At 22.4% G+C, this 15,939-nt stretch carries 20 protein-coding genes; 18 read left to right on the top strand and 2 right to left on the bottom strand.

Translation table 11 applies throughout. From position 1 onward, the window contains the following. Positions 1–5 precede the first annotated feature (5 nt). The 11 genes from rplO to nhaD all read left to right on the top strand — a co-directional run bounded on the left by rplO (position 6) and on the right by nhaD (position 7,840). Positions 6–464 (top strand): 50S ribosomal protein L15, encoded by a 459-nt coding sequence (rplO, locus tag H0H38_RS01710; RefSeq protein WP_185872586.1) that lies wholly within the window; start codon positions 6–8, stop codon positions 462–464. Between the two features lie 12 nt (positions 465–476). After that, positions 477–1,871, top strand: coding sequence for a preprotein translocase subunit SecY (gene secY / locus H0H38_RS01705; RefSeq protein ID WP_185872585.1), 1,395 nt, complete (start codon positions 477–479; stop codon positions 1,869–1,871). Positions 1,872–1,934: 63 nt separating this feature from the next. Next, positions 1,935–2,150 (top strand): translation initiation factor IF-1, encoded by a 216-nt coding sequence (gene infA, locus H0H38_RS01700; protein WP_185872584.1) that lies wholly within the window; start codon positions 1,935–1,937, stop codon positions 2,148–2,150. Positions 2,151–2,166: 16 nt separating this feature from the next. Then, positions 2,167–2,283, top strand: a complete 117-nt coding sequence (rpmJ, locus tag H0H38_RS01695; protein ID WP_185872583.1) for a 50S ribosomal protein L36 — start codon at positions 2,167–2,169, stop codon at positions 2,281–2,283. A 37-nt stretch (positions 2,284–2,320) separates the two neighbouring features. Further along, positions 2,321–2,698, top strand: a complete 378-nt coding sequence (rpsM, locus tag H0H38_RS01690) for a 30S ribosomal protein S13 (protein WP_185872582.1) — start codon at positions 2,321–2,323, stop codon at positions 2,696–2,698. Positions 2,699–2,712: 14 nt separating this feature from the next. Then, on the top strand, positions 2,713–3,114 hold the full coding sequence (rpsK, locus tag H0H38_RS01685) for a 30S ribosomal protein S11 (RefSeq protein WP_185872581.1): 402 nt from the start codon (positions 2,713–2,715) through the stop codon (positions 3,112–3,114). A gap of 14 nt (positions 3,115–3,128) precedes the next feature. Then, positions 3,129–3,740 (top strand): 30S ribosomal protein S4, encoded by a 612-nt coding sequence (gene rpsD, locus H0H38_RS01680; protein WP_185872580.1) that lies wholly within the window; start codon positions 3,129–3,131, stop codon positions 3,738–3,740. Positions 3,741–3,754: 14 nt separating this feature from the next. Continuing rightward, positions 3,755–4,759 carry a DNA-directed RNA polymerase subunit alpha gene (locus tag H0H38_RS01675; protein ID WP_185873015.1) on the top strand — a complete coding sequence of 335 codons (1,005 nt, stop codon included), beginning with the start codon at positions 3,755–3,757 and terminating at the stop codon, positions 4,757–4,759. 3 nt (positions 4,760–4,762) lie between these two features. Further along, the gene (gene rplQ, locus H0H38_RS01670) at positions 4,763–5,245 is read left to right on the top strand and encodes a 50S ribosomal protein L17 (RefSeq protein WP_185872579.1); all 483 of its coding nucleotides are present in this window, start codon (positions 4,763–4,765) and stop codon (positions 5,243–5,245) included. Between the two features lie 15 nt (positions 5,246–5,260). Continuing rightward, complete coding sequence (gene eno / locus H0H38_RS01665; protein ID WP_185872578.1) at positions 5,261–6,562, top strand: phosphopyruvate hydratase; 1,302 nt, start codon at positions 5,261–5,263, stop codon at positions 6,560–6,562. Positions 6,563–6,580: 18 nt separating this feature from the next. After that, positions 6,581–7,840 carry a sodium:proton antiporter NhaD gene (nhaD, locus tag H0H38_RS01660; protein ID WP_185872577.1) on the top strand — a complete coding sequence of 420 codons (1,260 nt, stop codon included), beginning with the start codon at positions 6,581–6,583 and terminating at the stop codon, positions 7,838–7,840. Here the strand turns inward: nhaD and H0H38_RS01655 are convergent. Continuing rightward, positions 7,832–8,230 carry a hypothetical protein gene (locus tag H0H38_RS01655; protein WP_185872576.1) on the bottom strand — a complete coding sequence of 133 codons (399 nt, stop codon included), beginning with the start codon at positions 8,228–8,230 and terminating at the stop codon, positions 7,832–7,834. The genes nhaD and H0H38_RS01655 overlap by 9 nt on opposite strands. Before the next feature lie 41 nt (positions 8,231–8,271). Here H0H38_RS01655 and menB point away from each other — a divergent pair, with 41 nt between their 5' ends. The 5 genes from menB to H0H38_RS01630 are packed head-to-tail and all read left to right on the top strand — an operon-like array spanning position 8,272 to position 12,866. Continuing rightward, positions 8,272–9,093: a 1,4-dihydroxy-2-naphthoyl-CoA synthase gene (gene menB, locus H0H38_RS01650; protein WP_185872575.1), complete on the top strand. Its 822-nt coding sequence runs from the start codon at positions 8,272–8,274 to the stop codon at positions 9,091–9,093. Beyond that, positions 9,090–9,998 carry a 1,4-dihydroxy-2-naphthoate octaprenyltransferase gene (menA, locus tag H0H38_RS01645; RefSeq protein ID WP_185872574.1) on the top strand — a complete coding sequence of 303 codons (909 nt, stop codon included), beginning with the start codon at positions 9,090–9,092 and terminating at the stop codon, positions 9,996–9,998. The genes menB and menA overlap by 4 nt, the downstream gene beginning before the upstream one ends. 15 nt (positions 9,999–10,013) lie before the next feature. Beyond that, positions 10,014–10,709 carry a metal-dependent hydrolase gene (locus H0H38_RS01640; protein ID WP_185872573.1) on the top strand — a complete coding sequence of 232 codons (696 nt, stop codon included), beginning with the start codon at positions 10,014–10,016 and terminating at the stop codon, positions 10,707–10,709. Positions 10,710–10,713: 4 nt separating this feature from the next. Continuing rightward, complete coding sequence (locus tag H0H38_RS01635) at positions 10,714–11,802, top strand: enolase C-terminal domain-like protein (protein WP_185872572.1); 1,089 nt, start codon at positions 10,714–10,716, stop codon at positions 11,800–11,802. Beyond that, entirely contained in the window at positions 11,778–12,866 is a 1,089-nt protein-coding gene (locus H0H38_RS01630) for an acyl-CoA synthetase family protein (protein ID WP_185872571.1), read from the top strand. Before H0H38_RS01635 ends, H0H38_RS01630 begins: the two co-directional genes overlap by 25 nt. Here H0H38_RS01630 and H0H38_RS01625 read toward each other — a convergent pair. Continuing rightward, complete coding sequence (locus H0H38_RS01625; RefSeq protein WP_185872570.1) at positions 12,852–14,111, bottom strand: NADP-dependent isocitrate dehydrogenase; 1,260 nt, start codon at positions 14,109–14,111, stop codon at positions 12,852–12,854. The two genes, H0H38_RS01630 and H0H38_RS01625, sit on opposite strands and share 15 nt — an antisense overlap. A gap of 68 nt (positions 14,112–14,179) precedes the next feature. Here H0H38_RS01625 and H0H38_RS01620 point away from each other — a divergent pair, with 68 nt between their 5' ends. Continuing rightward, positions 14,180–15,010, top strand: a complete 831-nt coding sequence (locus H0H38_RS01620) for a serine O-acetyltransferase (RefSeq protein WP_185872569.1) — start codon at positions 14,180–14,182, stop codon at positions 15,008–15,010. An 18-nt stretch (positions 15,011–15,028) separates the two neighbouring features. Next, positions 15,029–15,937, top strand: coding sequence for a cysteine synthase A (gene cysK / locus H0H38_RS01615; RefSeq protein WP_185872568.1), 909 nt, complete (start codon positions 15,029–15,031; stop codon positions 15,935–15,937). Positions 15,938–15,939 lie beyond the last annotated feature (2 nt).

The following is a 15,939-nucleotide window of genomic DNA, read 5'->3' as shown; positions in this document are numbered from 1 at the left end:
AAAAAATGTATTTAAATTTTTTGAAACCAAATAAAAAATCTAGTAAAAAAAAAATGAGATTAGGAAGAGGACAAGGTAGTGGAAAAGGAGGAACTTGTGGAAGAGGACATAAAGGAGCAAAATCTCGTTCTGGATATTCTAAGAAATTAGGATTTGAAGGAGGTCAAAATCCAATACAACGAAGACTTCCAAAGTTTGGATTTAAAAATAGAAATAAAAAAAAATATTGTTGTATTAATTTAGATACTATTCAAAATTTAATAGATAAAAAAATTATAGTTGATAATTTAGTGAATAAAGAAGTATTAATAAAATATAATTTACTAAAAAGAAATTGTAAATTAATAAAAATTTTAGCAGGTAAAGGCCATTTTAAATCATTAATTACAATTGAAGCATCTAAATTTAGTAAAAAATCAATATTATATATAAAAAATGCAGGTGGAAAATTATTATATAAGTAATATAATATATTTATGAATCATTTATTTATTTCTATATGTAATATTTGGAATAATAAAGATTTAAGAAATAAAATATTTAATACAATTAATTTATTGTTAATTTATCGTTTTGGTGCATATATTCCACTCCCTGGAATAAATCCTTTGGCAATAAATAATTTTTTAAATCATTTACATTCTGGATCTAAAGGTTTAATGCAAATTTTATCTTCTTTTACAGGTGGTGCATTTAATAGAGCCTCAATATTTGCATTAGGAGTTATGCCATATATATCTGCTTCAATTATAGTACAATTAATGTGTATTATTATACCTAATTTAAATAGAATACAAAAAGATGGAGAAAGTGGAAAAAAACAAATTAATATTTTAACTAGATGGTTAACATTAGGAGTTTGTTTAATACAAGCTCCATTTTATTTAATTTCTTTAACTAAACAATTTCTTCCTATATCTTCTTTTTATTCTTCATATTTATTAAATATGAATGTATTACATGATCAAATTTTATTTTGGATTCTTGGAATAATAATGTTGACTTGTGGAACATTATTTACAATGTGGATTGGAGATAAAATAACAGAAAATGGAATAGGAAATGGAATTTCTTTAATTATTATGTCAGGAATTATAGTACGTTTTCCAAGTGCTATAACAAAAGAATTAATTATGAAATTAAAATATCATAATAAAATTATTGGATTATTAATTTTTAATATTGAATGTATATTTTTTATATTAGTAATTTTATTTACTATTATTTTAATTCAAGCAGTTAGAAAAATTCCTATTCAATATGTATCTCATTATAGATCAATGAATTTTTATAAAAACTTTAAATTAATTCAAAAAAAACATCAATATTTACCATTAAAAATGACAGCTGCAGGAGTAATGCCTATTATATTTTCTCAATCTATTATGTTATTTCCATTATTTTTTTATAATTATGTTCATAATAATAAAATAAAAAATATATTTTATATTTTTCAAAATATTTATGGTTTTTGGTATAATTTCTGTTTTATTTGTTTAATCATTATTTTTACATTTTTTTATACTGCTATTACAATTCCAGTTAATCAAATCTCATATGATTTAAAAAGAAATGGGGGCTATATACCAAAAATTATGCCTGGAAAAGAAACAGCAAATTATTTAGATATAATTTTATCTAGAATAACATTACCTGGTGCTATATTATTAGCTATTATTGCTATTTTACCAGCTATAGTATGCAGATTAGGAATTACTCAAAATTTTTCTTTATTTTATGGTGGAACATCATTATTAATTGTAGTAGGAGTAATTTTAGATTTACTTCAACAAGTTGATATATATTTATTAAATTATTATTATGATAATTTAATGATATTAAAAAGTAATAGATATAATTTAAAAAACTAATTTAATAATTATAATTTGAAAACTTGAAAACATAAAACTTATTTTTTATATTTGTTATTGATTATGGCAAAACAGAAACATATAGAAGTAGATGGAACAATAATAGAATCATCACCAAATGCGATGTTTCGTGTTGAATTGGAAAATGGTTGTATTGTAAAAGCGCATATTTCAGGAAAAATGAGAATGCATTATATTAGAATATTACCTGGTGATAAAGTTAGATTAGAAATGTCATCTTATGATTTACAAAGGGGTAGAATTACATATAGATATTGATATTAATATATGATATATGAAAGTTAAAACATCATTAAAAAAAAGAACTAGTGATTGTAAAATTATTATGAGAAAAGGTAGATTAAGGATTATTAATAAAAAAAATCCAAGATTTAAACAAAAACAAGGTTAATTTATTAAAGTGAATTATATAATAATAAATTGCTATTATGGTTAGAATATCAGGTATAGATATTCCAAAAACTAAACGAGGAGTAATAGGCCTAACTTATGTATATGGAATTAATAAAAGTTTATCTGAACAAATTTTAAATTCAATAGGCATTGATAAAAATATAAAAGTTAAAAATTGGTCAGATAAAGACGTTATCAATATTAGAAAATATATATCTAATAATTTAAAAATAGAGGGAGAATTAAAATCAGAAATTAAATTAAGTATTAAACGATTAATGGATATAGGATGTTATAGAGGAATTAGACATAGAAAAAAATTACCATTAAGAGGACAAAAAACTAAAAATAATTGTAGAACAAGAAAAGGTAAGAAAAAAACTATAGCTAATAAAAAACGGTCTATTAAGTAAGTCAATACAATAATATGTTAAATAAATCTAAATCTTCTATAAAAAAAATAAAAAACAAATCTGTAATAGTAGATGCATTAGGAATTGCACATATTAAATCTACTTTTAATAATATTATTATTACATTAACGAATAAAATAGGAGATGTAATTGCCTGGTCTTCAGCTGGAAAAATGAATTTTAAAGGATCCAAAAAAAATACACCATATGCAGCTCAAATTGCTGCTGAAAATGTTGCAAAAAAAGGATTAAACGCTGGTATAAAAAAAGTAGAAGTTAAAGTTAATGGTCCAGGTGCAGGAAGAGATGCCGCAATAAGAGCATTAAGTAATTCTGGTATTATTATTACACTTATACAAGATATTACACCATTACCTCATAATGGGTGTCGGCCTCCAAAAAGAAGAAGAGTTTAAGATATACAATTATTATGGCAAGATATATAGGACCAAAAACAAAAATTTCTAGAAAATTTGGAGATTGTTTATACGGAGAAGATAAATATTTTGAAAGAAGAAAATATCCATCAGGTCAACATGGTAATTATCGTAGACGAGGAAAACGTTCTGAGTATTTTATTCAATTATTAGAAAAACAAAAAGCTAAATATTTATATGGAATATTAGAAAAATCGTTTAAAAGATTATTTATTGAAGCATCTAAGAAAAAAGGAATTACAGGTGAACTTCTTTTACAAGCCTGTGAATCACGTCTTGATAATATTGTTTTTAGATTAAAATTTGCTCCATCTAGATCTTCTGCTCGTCAAATAATTTCTCATAAACATATTATTGTTAATAATCATATTGTAAATATTCCATCTTGTAGATTAAAACCAGGAGATAAAATTGGAGTTAGAAAAACATCAAGAAATCATCCTGTAATATTAGATTCAATAAATAAAAATATAAATAATCCAATGGTAAATTGGCTTGTTTTAGATCATAAAAATATGTATGGAATATTCAGATTAATGCCAAAAAGAATACAAATTCCTGAAAAAATAAAAGAACAATTAATTGTTGAATTATATTCAAAATAATAACTAATATGTCTATATCGATTTTTGATTTTATTAAACCAGAAAAAATTATTACATCTGAATTGTCAGAAATAAAAGGATTATTTCATTTAAAACCTTTAGAGCCTGGATATGGATTAACATTAGGTAATGCTTTAAGAAGAGTTCTTTTAGGATCTATTAAAGGAATTGCAGTAACTTCTATTAAAATTAAGGATATACAATATGAATTTTCCTCTATTAAAGGAGTAATTGAAGATGTTACTGAAATTATTTTAAATTTTAAAAAAATTCGATTTAAAAGAAAAACATTATTACAAGATAAAGAAATAGTAAATGTTAAAATAAACAATAATGATGATAAAATTACTGGTAAATTATTAAATAGGTTTATTATTAATTTTGAAATTATCAATACTGATTTAGTAATTTGTCATAAAGATAAATCTATTCCTTTAGAATTTAGTTTTATAATAGAAGAAGGAAGAGGATATGTTCCTTCAGAAGAAAATAAAAAAAATAATAATGATATAATTGGGAATATTGCTATAGATTCTATTTTTACACCTATAAAAAATGTAAAATATACAATAGATAATTGTAGAGTAGGACAAAAAACTGATTTTGAAAATTTATCTATTGAAATTAAAACTGATGGATCTATTACTCCTAAATTAGCATTAATGGAGGCATCAAAAATTTTAATTCAATATTTTTCAATATTTTCTTGTGAAAAAATTGAAAATATTATCAATGAGAAACCAATAATAAATAAAGAAAAAAAATATAATGAAGAATTTTTGAGAATGCGTGAATTATTAAAATCTAAATTAAATGATATGGATTTATCAGTAAGAACTAAAAATTGTTTAAAAACAGCATCAATTGAAAATATAGCAGATTTAGTTATTCAAACTAAATCTAATATGTTACAAATGAGAAATTTTGGAAAAAAATCATTAGAAGAATTAGAAGAAAAAATGAAAAAAAATGGTTTATATTTTGGCATGGATATTACTGAATATAAAATACATTCATAATTTATGAATCATAGAAAAAAAAAAATACTTTTTGGTATAAAAGTTGGACATAAAAAATCTATATTATCTAATATGTCTTCTTCATTAATTAAAAATAAACATATTTTTACAACTTTATCTAAAGCAAAAGCATTAAAAAGATATATAGAACCTATTATAACAAAATCAAAAATTAATACAACTCATTCTAAAAGAATTATATTTTCTTTATTAAGAGATAAATATGCAGTCGCAGAATTATTTACAAAGTCTTTTGAAAAAGTAAAACAACGTTATGGAGGATATACAAGAATTATAAAAATTGGATATAGACTTGGAGATATATCAAAGATAGTTTTACTAGAATTATTAGATTTTAATAATATTGATCAACATAATAGTAGTAGTAGAAAAAAAATTAGAAGAAGCAAAAATAAACAGTCTAATAAATTAGTAGAAATAATTAAAAATAATATCAATAATAATCAGAAAAAAGAGAAATTATAAGCATTAAAATAAATTATGAGTAAAATCAAACAAATATTATCAAGACAAATATTAGATTCAAGAGGGATTCCAACAATCGAAGTAGATATTCTTACAGAAGATAATGTTTTAGGAAGAGCATCGGTCCCATCAGGTACGTCTAAAGGAGAATATGAAGCATTTGAATTAAGAGATGGTGATGAAAGTAAATTTTCAGGAAAGGGAGTTCAAAAAGCAATTTATAATATAAATAAAATTATAGCACCTGAATTAATAGGAATATCAGTATTAGATCAAATTAAAATTGATCATATGATGTTAGATTTAGATGGCACTAAAAATAAAAGTCGATTAGGAGCTAATGCAATTTTAGGAGTATCATTAGCTATTGTTAAAGCAGCATCTAATACATTAAATATCCCTATTTATAAATATATAGGTGGAGTATGCTCACATGTTTTACCAGTTCCATTAATTAATATTATAAATGGAGGAAAACATGCATATTCTTCAATTCCATTTCAAGAATTTATGATTATACCAACGGTAGCAAAAACTTTTTTTGAAGCTATTCAAATAGGACATAAAATATTTTATCAATTAAAAGATTTATTATTAAAAAAAGGATTTTCAACTAATGTAGGTGATGAGGGTGGATTTTCATCTAATTTTAATAATATAGAAACTATTTTAGATAATATGTTAGAATCTATACATTTATCAAATTATGAACCATATAAAGATATAGGAATTGCAATAGATTGTGCAGCATCTGAATTTTATCAAAAAGAAGAAAAAAAATATAATTATTCTAAATTTGGAATGATGAATAATAAAGAAAAAATAACCAAAACTTTAGAAGAACATATTAGTTATTTATCTTTTTTAACTAGACGTTATCCTATTATATCTATAGAAGATGGAATGGATCAAAATGATTTAATAGGATGGAAATCTTTAACAGAAGAATTAGGTATAGATATTCAATTAGTAGGAGATGATTTATTTGTTACACAAATAGATAGATTACAAACATTAGGAATTGATAAAAAAATTGCAAATGCGATTCTTATTAAACTTAATCAAGTAGGAACACTTACGGAAACAATAAAAACTATTAATCTAGCAAAAGAACATAAGTATAATAATATTATTTCTCATCGTTCTGGAGATACAGAAGATTCTTTTATAGCTGATTTATCTGTTGCTTTTAATATTGGCCAAATAAAAACTGGCAGTATTTGTAGATCTGAAAGAAATTCAAAATATAATCAATTATTAAGAATTGAAAATGATCTTGGAAAGGATTCATTTTTTTCTGGAAAAATTAAAATATGATTTTAACATCAAAAAACTATGGAATCTTTTATGATTTTAGTTTTTATTATTGGTTATTTATTATTAATAACAGCAGATTATTTAACATTTTTAAATAAATCTATTTTATCCATATTAATGGCATCTTGTTTATGGGGAATAATTTTTTATTTTCAAATTCCAGTTTTTCAATTAGAAAAAAATTTAATAATATGGAATACTCCTAATAATTTACTCCTATTCCATATAGGAAAAGTTTCGGAAATTGTTTTTTTTCTAATAGGAGCGATGTCTATAATTTGTATTATAGATATATATTCTGGATTTGATGCTTTAAAAAATGTATTTTTTTCTAATACTACTAAAAGAAAATTTTTATGGATTATAAATATTTTATCATTTTTTTTATCTGCCATTATAGATAATCTTACAGCTACTATTGTAATTATTACTTTATTAAGGAAAATTATTTTAAATGATAAAGAAAGATTATATTATTTAGGTGCTATTATAATATCAGCTAATGCTGGAGGGGTATGGTCCCCAATAGGGGATATTACTACAACTATGTTATGGATATCTAATAAAGTAACAACTTATAATATAATACAAAAAATATTTTTTCCATCTATATTATGTATGAGTATATCAACTTTTATAATATCTAGATATTCTATTTTTAATGGACAACTTAAAATATCAGATAATCATTTTTCTAATAGAGAATTAAAAACTGGAATTATTGTATTTCAAATGGGATTGTTAATGATATTAATTGTACCAATATTAAAAACATTTATAGGAATTCCACCTTATATGGGAATGATGTTTACTTTTAGTCTTTTATATACAATTCTTAATATTCCTAAACAAATCATTTCTATAGAAACAATTTTTAATAAAATTGATTTTTCCAGTATATTATTTTTTTTAGGAATTTTACTTTCTATTTCTTCATTAGAATCAATTGGCGTATTATATCAATTATCAAATTGGATTAATAATTCTATATTAGAATGGAAACCAACTACATTATTATTTGGATTAATATCATCTATTATAGATAATGTTCCATTAGTTGCTTCTACGATATCTATGTTTTCTTATCCATTAAATCATGAATTTTGGAATTTTATAGCTTATACTTCAGGTACAGGTGGTAGTTTATTATTAATAGGATCTGCTTCAGGTGTTGCTGCTATGGGAATGGAAAAAATAAATTTTTTTTGGTATTTAAAATATATTAGTTATTTAGCTTTAATAGGATATATATCTGGATTTATATATATGTTAATTTAACTTTGTTTTTGTAACAAATGTTATAAATTCTCCACTTAAATATGCTAATTGAAAAATTATTGGAATAATAATTATTTTAAACCAAATAGGAAATATCCATAAAAAAAAGTTAATACAAATCATAATTGATCCTGTTAATATAGAATAAGCAGTTTTTGCATGTAATACAATATATGCTGTCATAGAACATCCTAATATAATACTGATTATATAAAATATTAATAATATTATATAAAATTTATATGTATTATATAATAATATTTTTTGTATCTTCATTAAAGGAATACGTTTTGTTTCTATAAACAAAATATTTAACCATTGTATAAAAAAAATAAGACCAACAAAACTACAAAAAATTCCTAATAAAACTGCAAATAAATTTTTATACATAGTTTTGAAAAAGTATTTTTTTTATTTTATAGTAAACATCAATGTCAAATATAAATTGGATTACAATAAAAACATATAAAGATATTAGATTTTTTTTATGGAAAGGAATATCTAAAATAGAGATTCATAGACCAAAATGTCATAATGCTTTTCGTGTAGAAACAGTAGATGAAATGATTGATGCTATAAATATATGTAAAAATAGAACAGATATTGATATAGTAATAATTACTGGATATGGCAATAAATCATTTTGTTCTGGAGGTGATCAAAAAACTAGAGGGTTAGGTGGATATCTTGGTCAAGATGGTATTCCTAGATTAAATATTTTAGATTTTTATAAAAAAATACGTGAACTACCAAAACCAGTAATTGCCATGGTTAATGGATATTCAATAGGAGGTGGACATGTATTACATGTAGTTTGTGATTTAACAATAGCATCTGATAATGCAATTTTTAGTCAAGTAGGACCTAAAGTAGGGTCTTTTGATGGAGGATTTGGATCTTCCTATTTAGCAAGAATTATCGGGCAAAAAAAAGCAAGAGAAATGTGGTTTTTATCTCGTCAATATTCTGCAAAAGAAGCATTACAAATGGGATTAATCAATAAAGTAGTACCTTTAAAAGATTTAGAAAAAATTACGTTAAATTGGTGTCAAATAATTCAAAAAAGAAGTCCTATGTCTTTAAGAATGATTAAAAGATGTTTAAATGCAGAATTAGATGGACAACATGGATTAATGCAATTAGCAGGAGATGCTACTTTAATGTTTTATCTTACAGAAGAATCTCAAGAGGGTAAAAATGCTTTTTTAGAAAAAAGAAATCCAAATTTTAAAAAATTTAAAAAATTTTTATGAAAATAAATAAATGGATGTATGTTATTCGTTTACATACTTTATGTTTATCATTTTCTGGAATTACTTTAAGTTTTTTAATTTCTAAGTCTAGGGTATATGTAAATTTGATAACTTATTTATTATCTTTATTAACAGCATTATCTCTACAGATTTTATCGAATATTTCTAATTATTATGGAGATAATATAAAAATATTATATGCAAAATATAATAATTTAGATAGAAAAATAAATTCAAATGGATTAATCTCATTGAAACAAATCATAAATGCTATTAAATTATTTTCTTTATTATCTTTTTTATTTGGATTAATATTAATTATCAATTCTATTGATTTTTTGAAAAATTTTTATATTTTTTTTTTATATTTTTTAGGTATTTTAATATGTATTTATAGTTCTATAAATTATTCTATTGGACATAATCCATATGGATATAGAAGACTAGGTGATTTATTTGTAATGATATTTTTTGGAATAGTATCTATTAATGGAAGTTATTTTTTATACACAACAAGACTATCTTTAGATATATTTTTATTATCATTATCAATAGGATTTATGAATGTCGCTGTTTTAAATATAAATAATATAAGAGATATTGAAACAGATTTAAAACATAATAAATTGACTATAGCTAATTTATTAGGTAATCAATATGCTAAAATATATCATATTATATTAATTATATTATCTGTAATAATAGGAATAATTTTTATTATAATGAATAATAAAAATTATTTTTATCATTGTATATTATTTACGTTAATAATATTATTATTGATTGATCATATCAATTGTATGTTAAAAATAACAAATATTCAATATTTTAATTTAGAATTGAAAAAATTAATTGTAATAATAGTTTTGTATACTATCATTATTGGATTTGGATGTTTTTTATAAAATTATAATATTATTATGATAATTCAATTTTTATCACACAGTACTTGTTTATTAAAAATAGATAAATTTTATTTATTAATAGATCCTTTTTTATCAAAAAATCCTATTTTCAAAAATAATGATTATCATAAATATTTTAATAATATTGATGTAATACATTATATTTTAGTAAGTCATGCACATTTTGATCATGTTTGTGATGTAGAATATTTTGCAAAAAAATATCACTCAACTATTATATCCAATTATGAAATTTCTATGTTTTTTGAAAAAAAAGGATTGATAACTTATGGAATAAATTATGGAGCCTTTATTAATTTTCCATTTGGAAAAATAAAATATATTTGGGCAACTCATTCTAGTGTTTTCAATGATGGAACTTATGGTGGAAATCCAGGTGGTTTTTTATTATCTACAATAGACAAAAAAAATATATATTTTGCTGGAGATACAGCTTTACATTATGATATGATGTTACTTCCTAGATTTGTAACATTAGATCTTTCTATTTTACCTATAGGTGGTAGATATACTATGGATTATGAAGAAGCAATTATAGCTGCTGAATTATTAAAATCTAATAAAATATTAGGAGTTCATTATAATACTTTTTCCGATATTAAAATTGATAATAAAATTGTAAAAAATCAATTTTTAAAAAAAGGAATCAAACTTTTTTTATTAAAAACTGGTGAAAAAATATTGATTTAATATTATGAAATCTTTTTTAAAAAAGAAAATATTTTTTTTTAAAAAAAATATTATTAATTCAAAAATAATATTTAATAAATGCGTTATTTGGTTTTTAATTATAAAAGTAAAACATAAAATTAGTATAGGAGAATGTAACCCTATAATAGAGGAAAATAATTTAGAAAAGTATGAACAAGAATTAGTTCTTCTTTCTAAAAGAATAAATTTAATTCAAAAACAAGAAATATGTTATTATTATAATTATATTCATTACTCATCCATTTTTTTTGGGTTAGAACAAGTTTTATTAGGATTAACAACAAAATTTCCAATTTTTTATAAATCTAAATTTACAATAGGCGAAGAAGGAATTCCTATAAATTATGTAATATGGTTAAGTAAAGACGTAAATTATTTAATAAATCAAATTAAAATAAAATATGATTTAGGATTTTTATCATTTAAAATAAAAATTAATTTAGAATACTTTGAAAATCAATATAAGGCATTAAAACAAATAAATCATATTTATCCTACTATAAAAGTGATTATTGATGCAAATGAATGTTTTAATAATTATAAAATTGCTTTATTTTATATAAAAAAATTAGAATCAATAAATATTATTCATTCTATTGAACAACCTATTAAATCTAATAATTGGAATGACATGGCTAAAATTTGCCATAATTCTAAAATTCCTATTACATTAGATGAAGAACTATTTTCAGTTAATGAAATAACTAAAAAAAAAAACTTATTAGATATAATAAATCCTAAATATATAGTATTAAGACCAAATCTAAATTGGGGTTTTAATGGAGTTAAAGAATGGATATTAGAAGCAGAAAAAAGAAACATTAATTGGAAAATAAGTTCTTCTTTAGAAACTACAATAGGAATGAATGTTATATCTCAATGGTTATACTATATTTTTCTTAATAAACAAAATATAAAATATAGCTATTATAATAGCAGTTATAGCACTATTCATCATGGATTGATTATAAAACATTTTGTGAATGATATTTTATTACCATTAAAAATGAAAAATGGATATCTATTTTGTAAATATGATAAAACAACATGGAACATAACCAATTTAATTTAAATAATGGAATTTTAATTGATTTTAAATACAATAAAATATTTACTAAAATAGTTGATAACACTCATCATTTATACTCTTGGAAAGAATCTATTTTATCATTTATAAATATTTGGAATAATCCATGTACAGAATTAATAAATTGTACTTCTTCTGGTACTACTGGTATAAAAAAAAATATTGTACTAAATAAAAAATATATATATGATTCTGCTAATAGTATGGTACAATTTTTAAAATTAAATAGAACTAACATATTAGGACTATTATGTTTATCTCCTGAATATATTGCTAGTAAAATATTTTTAATTCGTTCTATTATTTTTAAATGGAAAATATATTGTATTCCACCGTCTTCTAATCCATTACAAAATATTGCAACATATTTTGATATTTCTTCTATGGTACCTATGCAAGTATTATATAGCATTAAAGAATTATATAAAATACAAATTCTTTTAATAGGAGGAACAGAAATTACTAGAAATTTAGAAAAAAAATTACAAACAGTGTCAACAAGTTGTTATCATACTTATGGGTTAACAGAAACAGCAGGTGCTATAGCTATAAGAAAAGCTAATGGATTGAACAAAAGTAATTATTATACATTATTATTAAATAATATCAATTTAAAATTAGATTATAGAAATTGTCTGAAAATTAACTATGATAAAATGTATTATCAAACTTCAATACAAACAAATGACATAGTAAATTTACTTTATAAAAATGAATTTATATGGATAGGAAGATATGATAATATAATTAATAGTGGTGGAATTAAAATTAGTCCTGAAGTAGTAGAAAAACAAATATCATATTATATTCCTGATAAAAAATTTATAATTTCTTCAATTCCAGATAAGATTTTAGGAGAAAAACTGATATTATTGATAGAAGGTTCTTATTGTGATTTAAAAATACCACATTATTTTTTTACAGGATATAAAAAATATTGGAAACCTAAACATATTTATTTTATACAAAATTTTTTAGACAAATTTTTGATTAAGTTTAAAAGAAAAAATATTAGAGAACATATTATAAAAATGTTAAAAACAATCTAATTTGTTTTCAAAATTTGTTTTAATTGCATTTAAAAAAGATTCTGTATCTAGATAATGATTATTGATTGCTTGTTTATTATTATTTTTGATTGTATTATTATTATTATAATAAGCTAATTTAAATAAATCTTTAGTCATTTTGCCAGATTCTATAACTTCTATACATGATTCTTCTAGTTTTGAAGCAAAAATTTTTAATTTGTTATTGTTATCTAACATAGCTCTATGTTTTAATCCATTGGTCCAAGAAAAAATAGATGCTATTGGATTAGTTGATGTTTTTTGACCTTTTTTATATAATTTATAATGTCTTGTAATTGTTCCATGTGCAGCTTCAGATTCTAAAATATTCTCATTTAATAATAAAGATGTCATCATTCCTAATGATCCAAATCCTTGAGCAATTGCATCTGATTGAACATCTCCATCATAATTTTTACATGCCCAAACAAATCCTCCATTAGATCTGATAACATATGCTATCATATCATCAATCAAACGATGTTCATAAGTAATATGTAGTTTTTTAAATATGTACAAAAATTCTTGTTGATATACAGTATTAAAAATATCTTTATATCTACCATCATATGATTGTAGTATAGTATTTTTTGTTGAAAGAAAAAGTGGATATTTTTTTTTAATAGAATATAAAAAACAAGAACGTGCAAATTGATGTATAGATTTATCAGTGTTATACATTCCCAAACTAACTCCTGGATTGTGAAAGTGAAAAATTTCAAGTTTTTGTGAATTGTTATTATTTTTGTCTGGAACAAAATATAGGTATAATTTTCCTTTTTCTTTTACACGAAACTCAATTGAGTTATATTGATCTGCATACGCATGACGAGCAATACAAATAGGATTTTTCCAATTTGGAATTACACTAGGAATATTTTTTGTTATAATTGGTTCTCTAAATATTGTTCCATCAATTATATTTCTTATTGTACCATTAGGAGATTTCCACATTTTTTTTAAATTAAATTCCTTCATTCTTTCTTTATCTGGAGTAATTGTAGCACATTTTATTCCAACATTATATTTTTTAATTGCATTAGCTGCATCTATAGTAATGGTATCATTTGTAAAATCTCTATTTTTTATACCAAGATCAAAATATATTATTTTAATATCTAAATAAGGATATATAAAATAGTTTTTAATATATTTCCATATTACTCTTGCCATTTCATCCCCATTAATTTCTACTATTGGTTGATTTACTAATATTTTTTTCATATAATTTTTTTTGATAAGAAAGATAAAAATTTTTATATATTTTTATATAAAAAAGTTATTTATGACGTATGTATGATTTAGATTTTTTAAAACAACTTAATAAAAGAAAACAAATTCAATGTTTGTTTCCAAATAAAACACAATCAGAAAAATTTGTAGAAGATTTATTTCATTTTCTTTTTATTCCTGATACAAGTGTTGTACAAAAAATTAATTTTTTGATAAAAAATTATCAAAACTTACAAGAAAGACTGTCTAATATTTTAATTCATATAAATTTATCTAAAATAGAGGCTAATAAAAAATCTAAAATTTTCTTTAAAATTATTCCTAAACTTTATCAAACATTGATGATAGATGCTAATGCAATATTAAATTTTGATCCAGCTGCTGAATCGATAGAAGAAATATTATTATCTTATCCTGGGTTTTTTGCAACAGCATTATATAGAATTGCTCATCAATTATGGATATTAAAAATACCAATACTTCCTAGATTGATCACAGAATATGCGCATAGTAAAACTGGAATAGATATTCATGCATCTGCCAAAATAGGACAAGCATTTGTTATAGATCATGGAACAGGAATTGTTATAGGATCTAGCACAGAAATTGGAGATCAAGTAAAAATTTATCAAGGAGTTACTTTAGGAGCTATTCAAGTCGATAAAAAATTAGCTAATAAAAAAAGACATCCAACTATAGAAAATCAAGTGATTATATATTCTGGAGCAACAATTTTAGGGGGGGACACTGTAATTGGACATGATAGTATTCTTGGTGGAAATGTTTGGGTAACAAATAGTATCCCACCTTTTTCTATTGTATATCAAACAAATAAAATTAAAATGAGAGATAATAGTCCTTTTCCAGATCCTATTAATTATGTGATATGATAGATATAAAATAATAATATGAAAGTAGATTGTATTTTACAAACTATTGGAAATACTCCACATGTAAGACTTTCTAGACTTTTTCCATATCATGAAGTTTGGATGAAATTAGAAAAAAATAATCCAGGTGGAAGTATTAAAGATAGAATTGCTTTATCAATGATAGAACATGCTGAAGAACAAGGTATATTAAAAAAAGGATATTTAATTATAGAACCAACGTCCGGAAATACTGGAATAGGATTATCTATAGTATCTACTGTGAAAAAGTATAAACTTATACTTGTTATGCCTGAATCTATGAGTATTGAAAGACGAAAGTTATTATCTATTTTAGGAGCTAAATTTGTCCTTACTCCTAAAGAACAAGGAATGAATGGGGCTATTAAAAAAGCTAATGAATTAGTTAAAATATATCCTAATTCTTGGATGCCAAAACAGTTTGATAATATTGATAATACAAACACACATAAAAATAATACTGCTAAAGAAATTATAGAAGATTTTCCAAATGGAATAGATTATTTTATTACTGGAGTTGGAACTGGTGGCCACATAACTGGAATAGGGGAAAAATTAAAAAAAAAATTTCCTAAAATAAAAATATTTGCTGTGGAACCTACAGAATCTCCAGTGATATTTGGAGGATGTTCAAATCCTCATGAGTTACAAGGATTAGGAGCAGGATTTATTCCTAGTATTTTAAATACTAAAATATTAAATGGAACGTTATTGGTCTCTAAAAAAGATGCATTTTATTTTGTTAGACAAATTGCAAAAAAAGAAGGAATATTAGTAGGCATTTCTACAGGGGCTGTATTATCTGCTATAAATCAAAAACTTAATACAATACCAATGGGTTCAATAATTTTAACATTAAATTATGATACAGGGGAAAGATATTTATCAGTCAAAGATTTATTTTAAAA

The sequence above is a fragment of the Blattabacterium cuenoti genome (assembly GCF_014252355.1).
Lineage (GTDB): Bacteria > Bacteroidota > Bacteroidia > Flavobacteriales > Blattabacteriaceae > Blattabacterium > Blattabacterium cuenoti_AD.
The sequence above is the reverse complement of the archived record's forward strand: the minus strand, read 5'-3'. Positions and strand labels throughout refer to the sequence as shown.

What these genes read in the sequence shown, in the direction of transcription:
- H0H38_RS01640 (WP_185872573.1), top strand. Translation starts at nt 10,014, where the DNA reads ATGATAATTCAATTTTTATCACACAGTACTTGTTTATTAAAAATAGAT.
- H0H38_RS01655 (WP_185872576.1), bottom strand. Translation starts at nt 8,230, where the DNA reads ATGTATAAAAATTTATTTGCAGTTTTATTAGGAATTTTTTGTAGTTTT.
- infA (WP_185872584.1), top strand. Translation starts at nt 1,935, where the DNA reads ATGGCAAAACAGAAACATATAGAAGTAGATGGAACAATAATAGAATCA.
- menA (WP_185872574.1), top strand. Translation starts at nt 9,090, where the DNA reads ATGAAAATAAATAAATGGATGTATGTTATTCGTTTACATACTTTATGT.
- rpsK (WP_185872581.1), top strand. Translation starts at nt 2,713, where the DNA reads ATGTTAAATAAATCTAAATCTTCTATAAAAAAAATAAAAAACAAATCT.
- nhaD (WP_185872577.1), top strand. Translation starts at nt 6,581, where the DNA reads ATGGAATCTTTTATGATTTTAGTTTTTATTATTGGTTATTTATTATTA.
- rpsD (WP_185872580.1), top strand. Translation starts at nt 3,129, where the DNA reads ATGGCAAGATATATAGGACCAAAAACAAAAATTTCTAGAAAATTTGGA.
- rplO (WP_185872586.1), top strand. Translation starts at nt 6, where the DNA reads ATGTATTTAAATTTTTTGAAACCAAATAAAAAATCTAGTAAAAAAAAA.
- secY (WP_185872585.1), top strand. Translation starts at nt 477, where the DNA reads ATGAATCATTTATTTATTTCTATATGTAATATTTGGAATAATAAAGAT.
- eno (WP_185872578.1), top strand. Translation starts at nt 5,261, where the DNA reads ATGAGTAAAATCAAACAAATATTATCAAGACAAATATTAGATTCAAGA.
- rplQ (WP_185872579.1), top strand. Translation starts at nt 4,763, where the DNA reads ATGAATCATAGAAAAAAAAAAATACTTTTTGGTATAAAAGTTGGACAT.
- H0H38_RS01630 (WP_185872571.1), top strand. Translation starts at nt 11,778, where the DNA reads ATGGAACATAACCAATTTAATTTAAATAATGGAATTTTAATTGATTTT.
- cysK (WP_185872568.1), top strand. Translation starts at nt 15,029, where the DNA reads ATGAAAGTAGATTGTATTTTACAAACTATTGGAAATACTCCACATGTA.
- H0H38_RS01625 (WP_185872570.1), bottom strand. Translation starts at nt 14,111, where the DNA reads ATGAAAAAAATATTAGTAAATCAACCAATAGTAGAAATTAATGGGGAT.
- rpmJ (WP_185872583.1), top strand. Translation starts at nt 2,167, where the DNA reads ATGAAAGTTAAAACATCATTAAAAAAAAGAACTAGTGATTGTAAAATT.
- H0H38_RS01635 (WP_185872572.1), top strand. Translation starts at nt 10,714, where the DNA reads ATGAAATCTTTTTTAAAAAAGAAAATATTTTTTTTTAAAAAAAATATT.
- H0H38_RS01620 (WP_185872569.1), top strand. Translation starts at nt 14,180, where the DNA reads ATGTATGATTTAGATTTTTTAAAACAACTTAATAAAAGAAAACAAATT.
- menB (WP_185872575.1), top strand. Translation starts at nt 8,272, where the DNA reads ATGTCAAATATAAATTGGATTACAATAAAAACATATAAAGATATTAGA.
- rpsM (WP_185872582.1), top strand. Translation starts at nt 2,321, where the DNA reads ATGGTTAGAATATCAGGTATAGATATTCCAAAAACTAAACGAGGAGTA.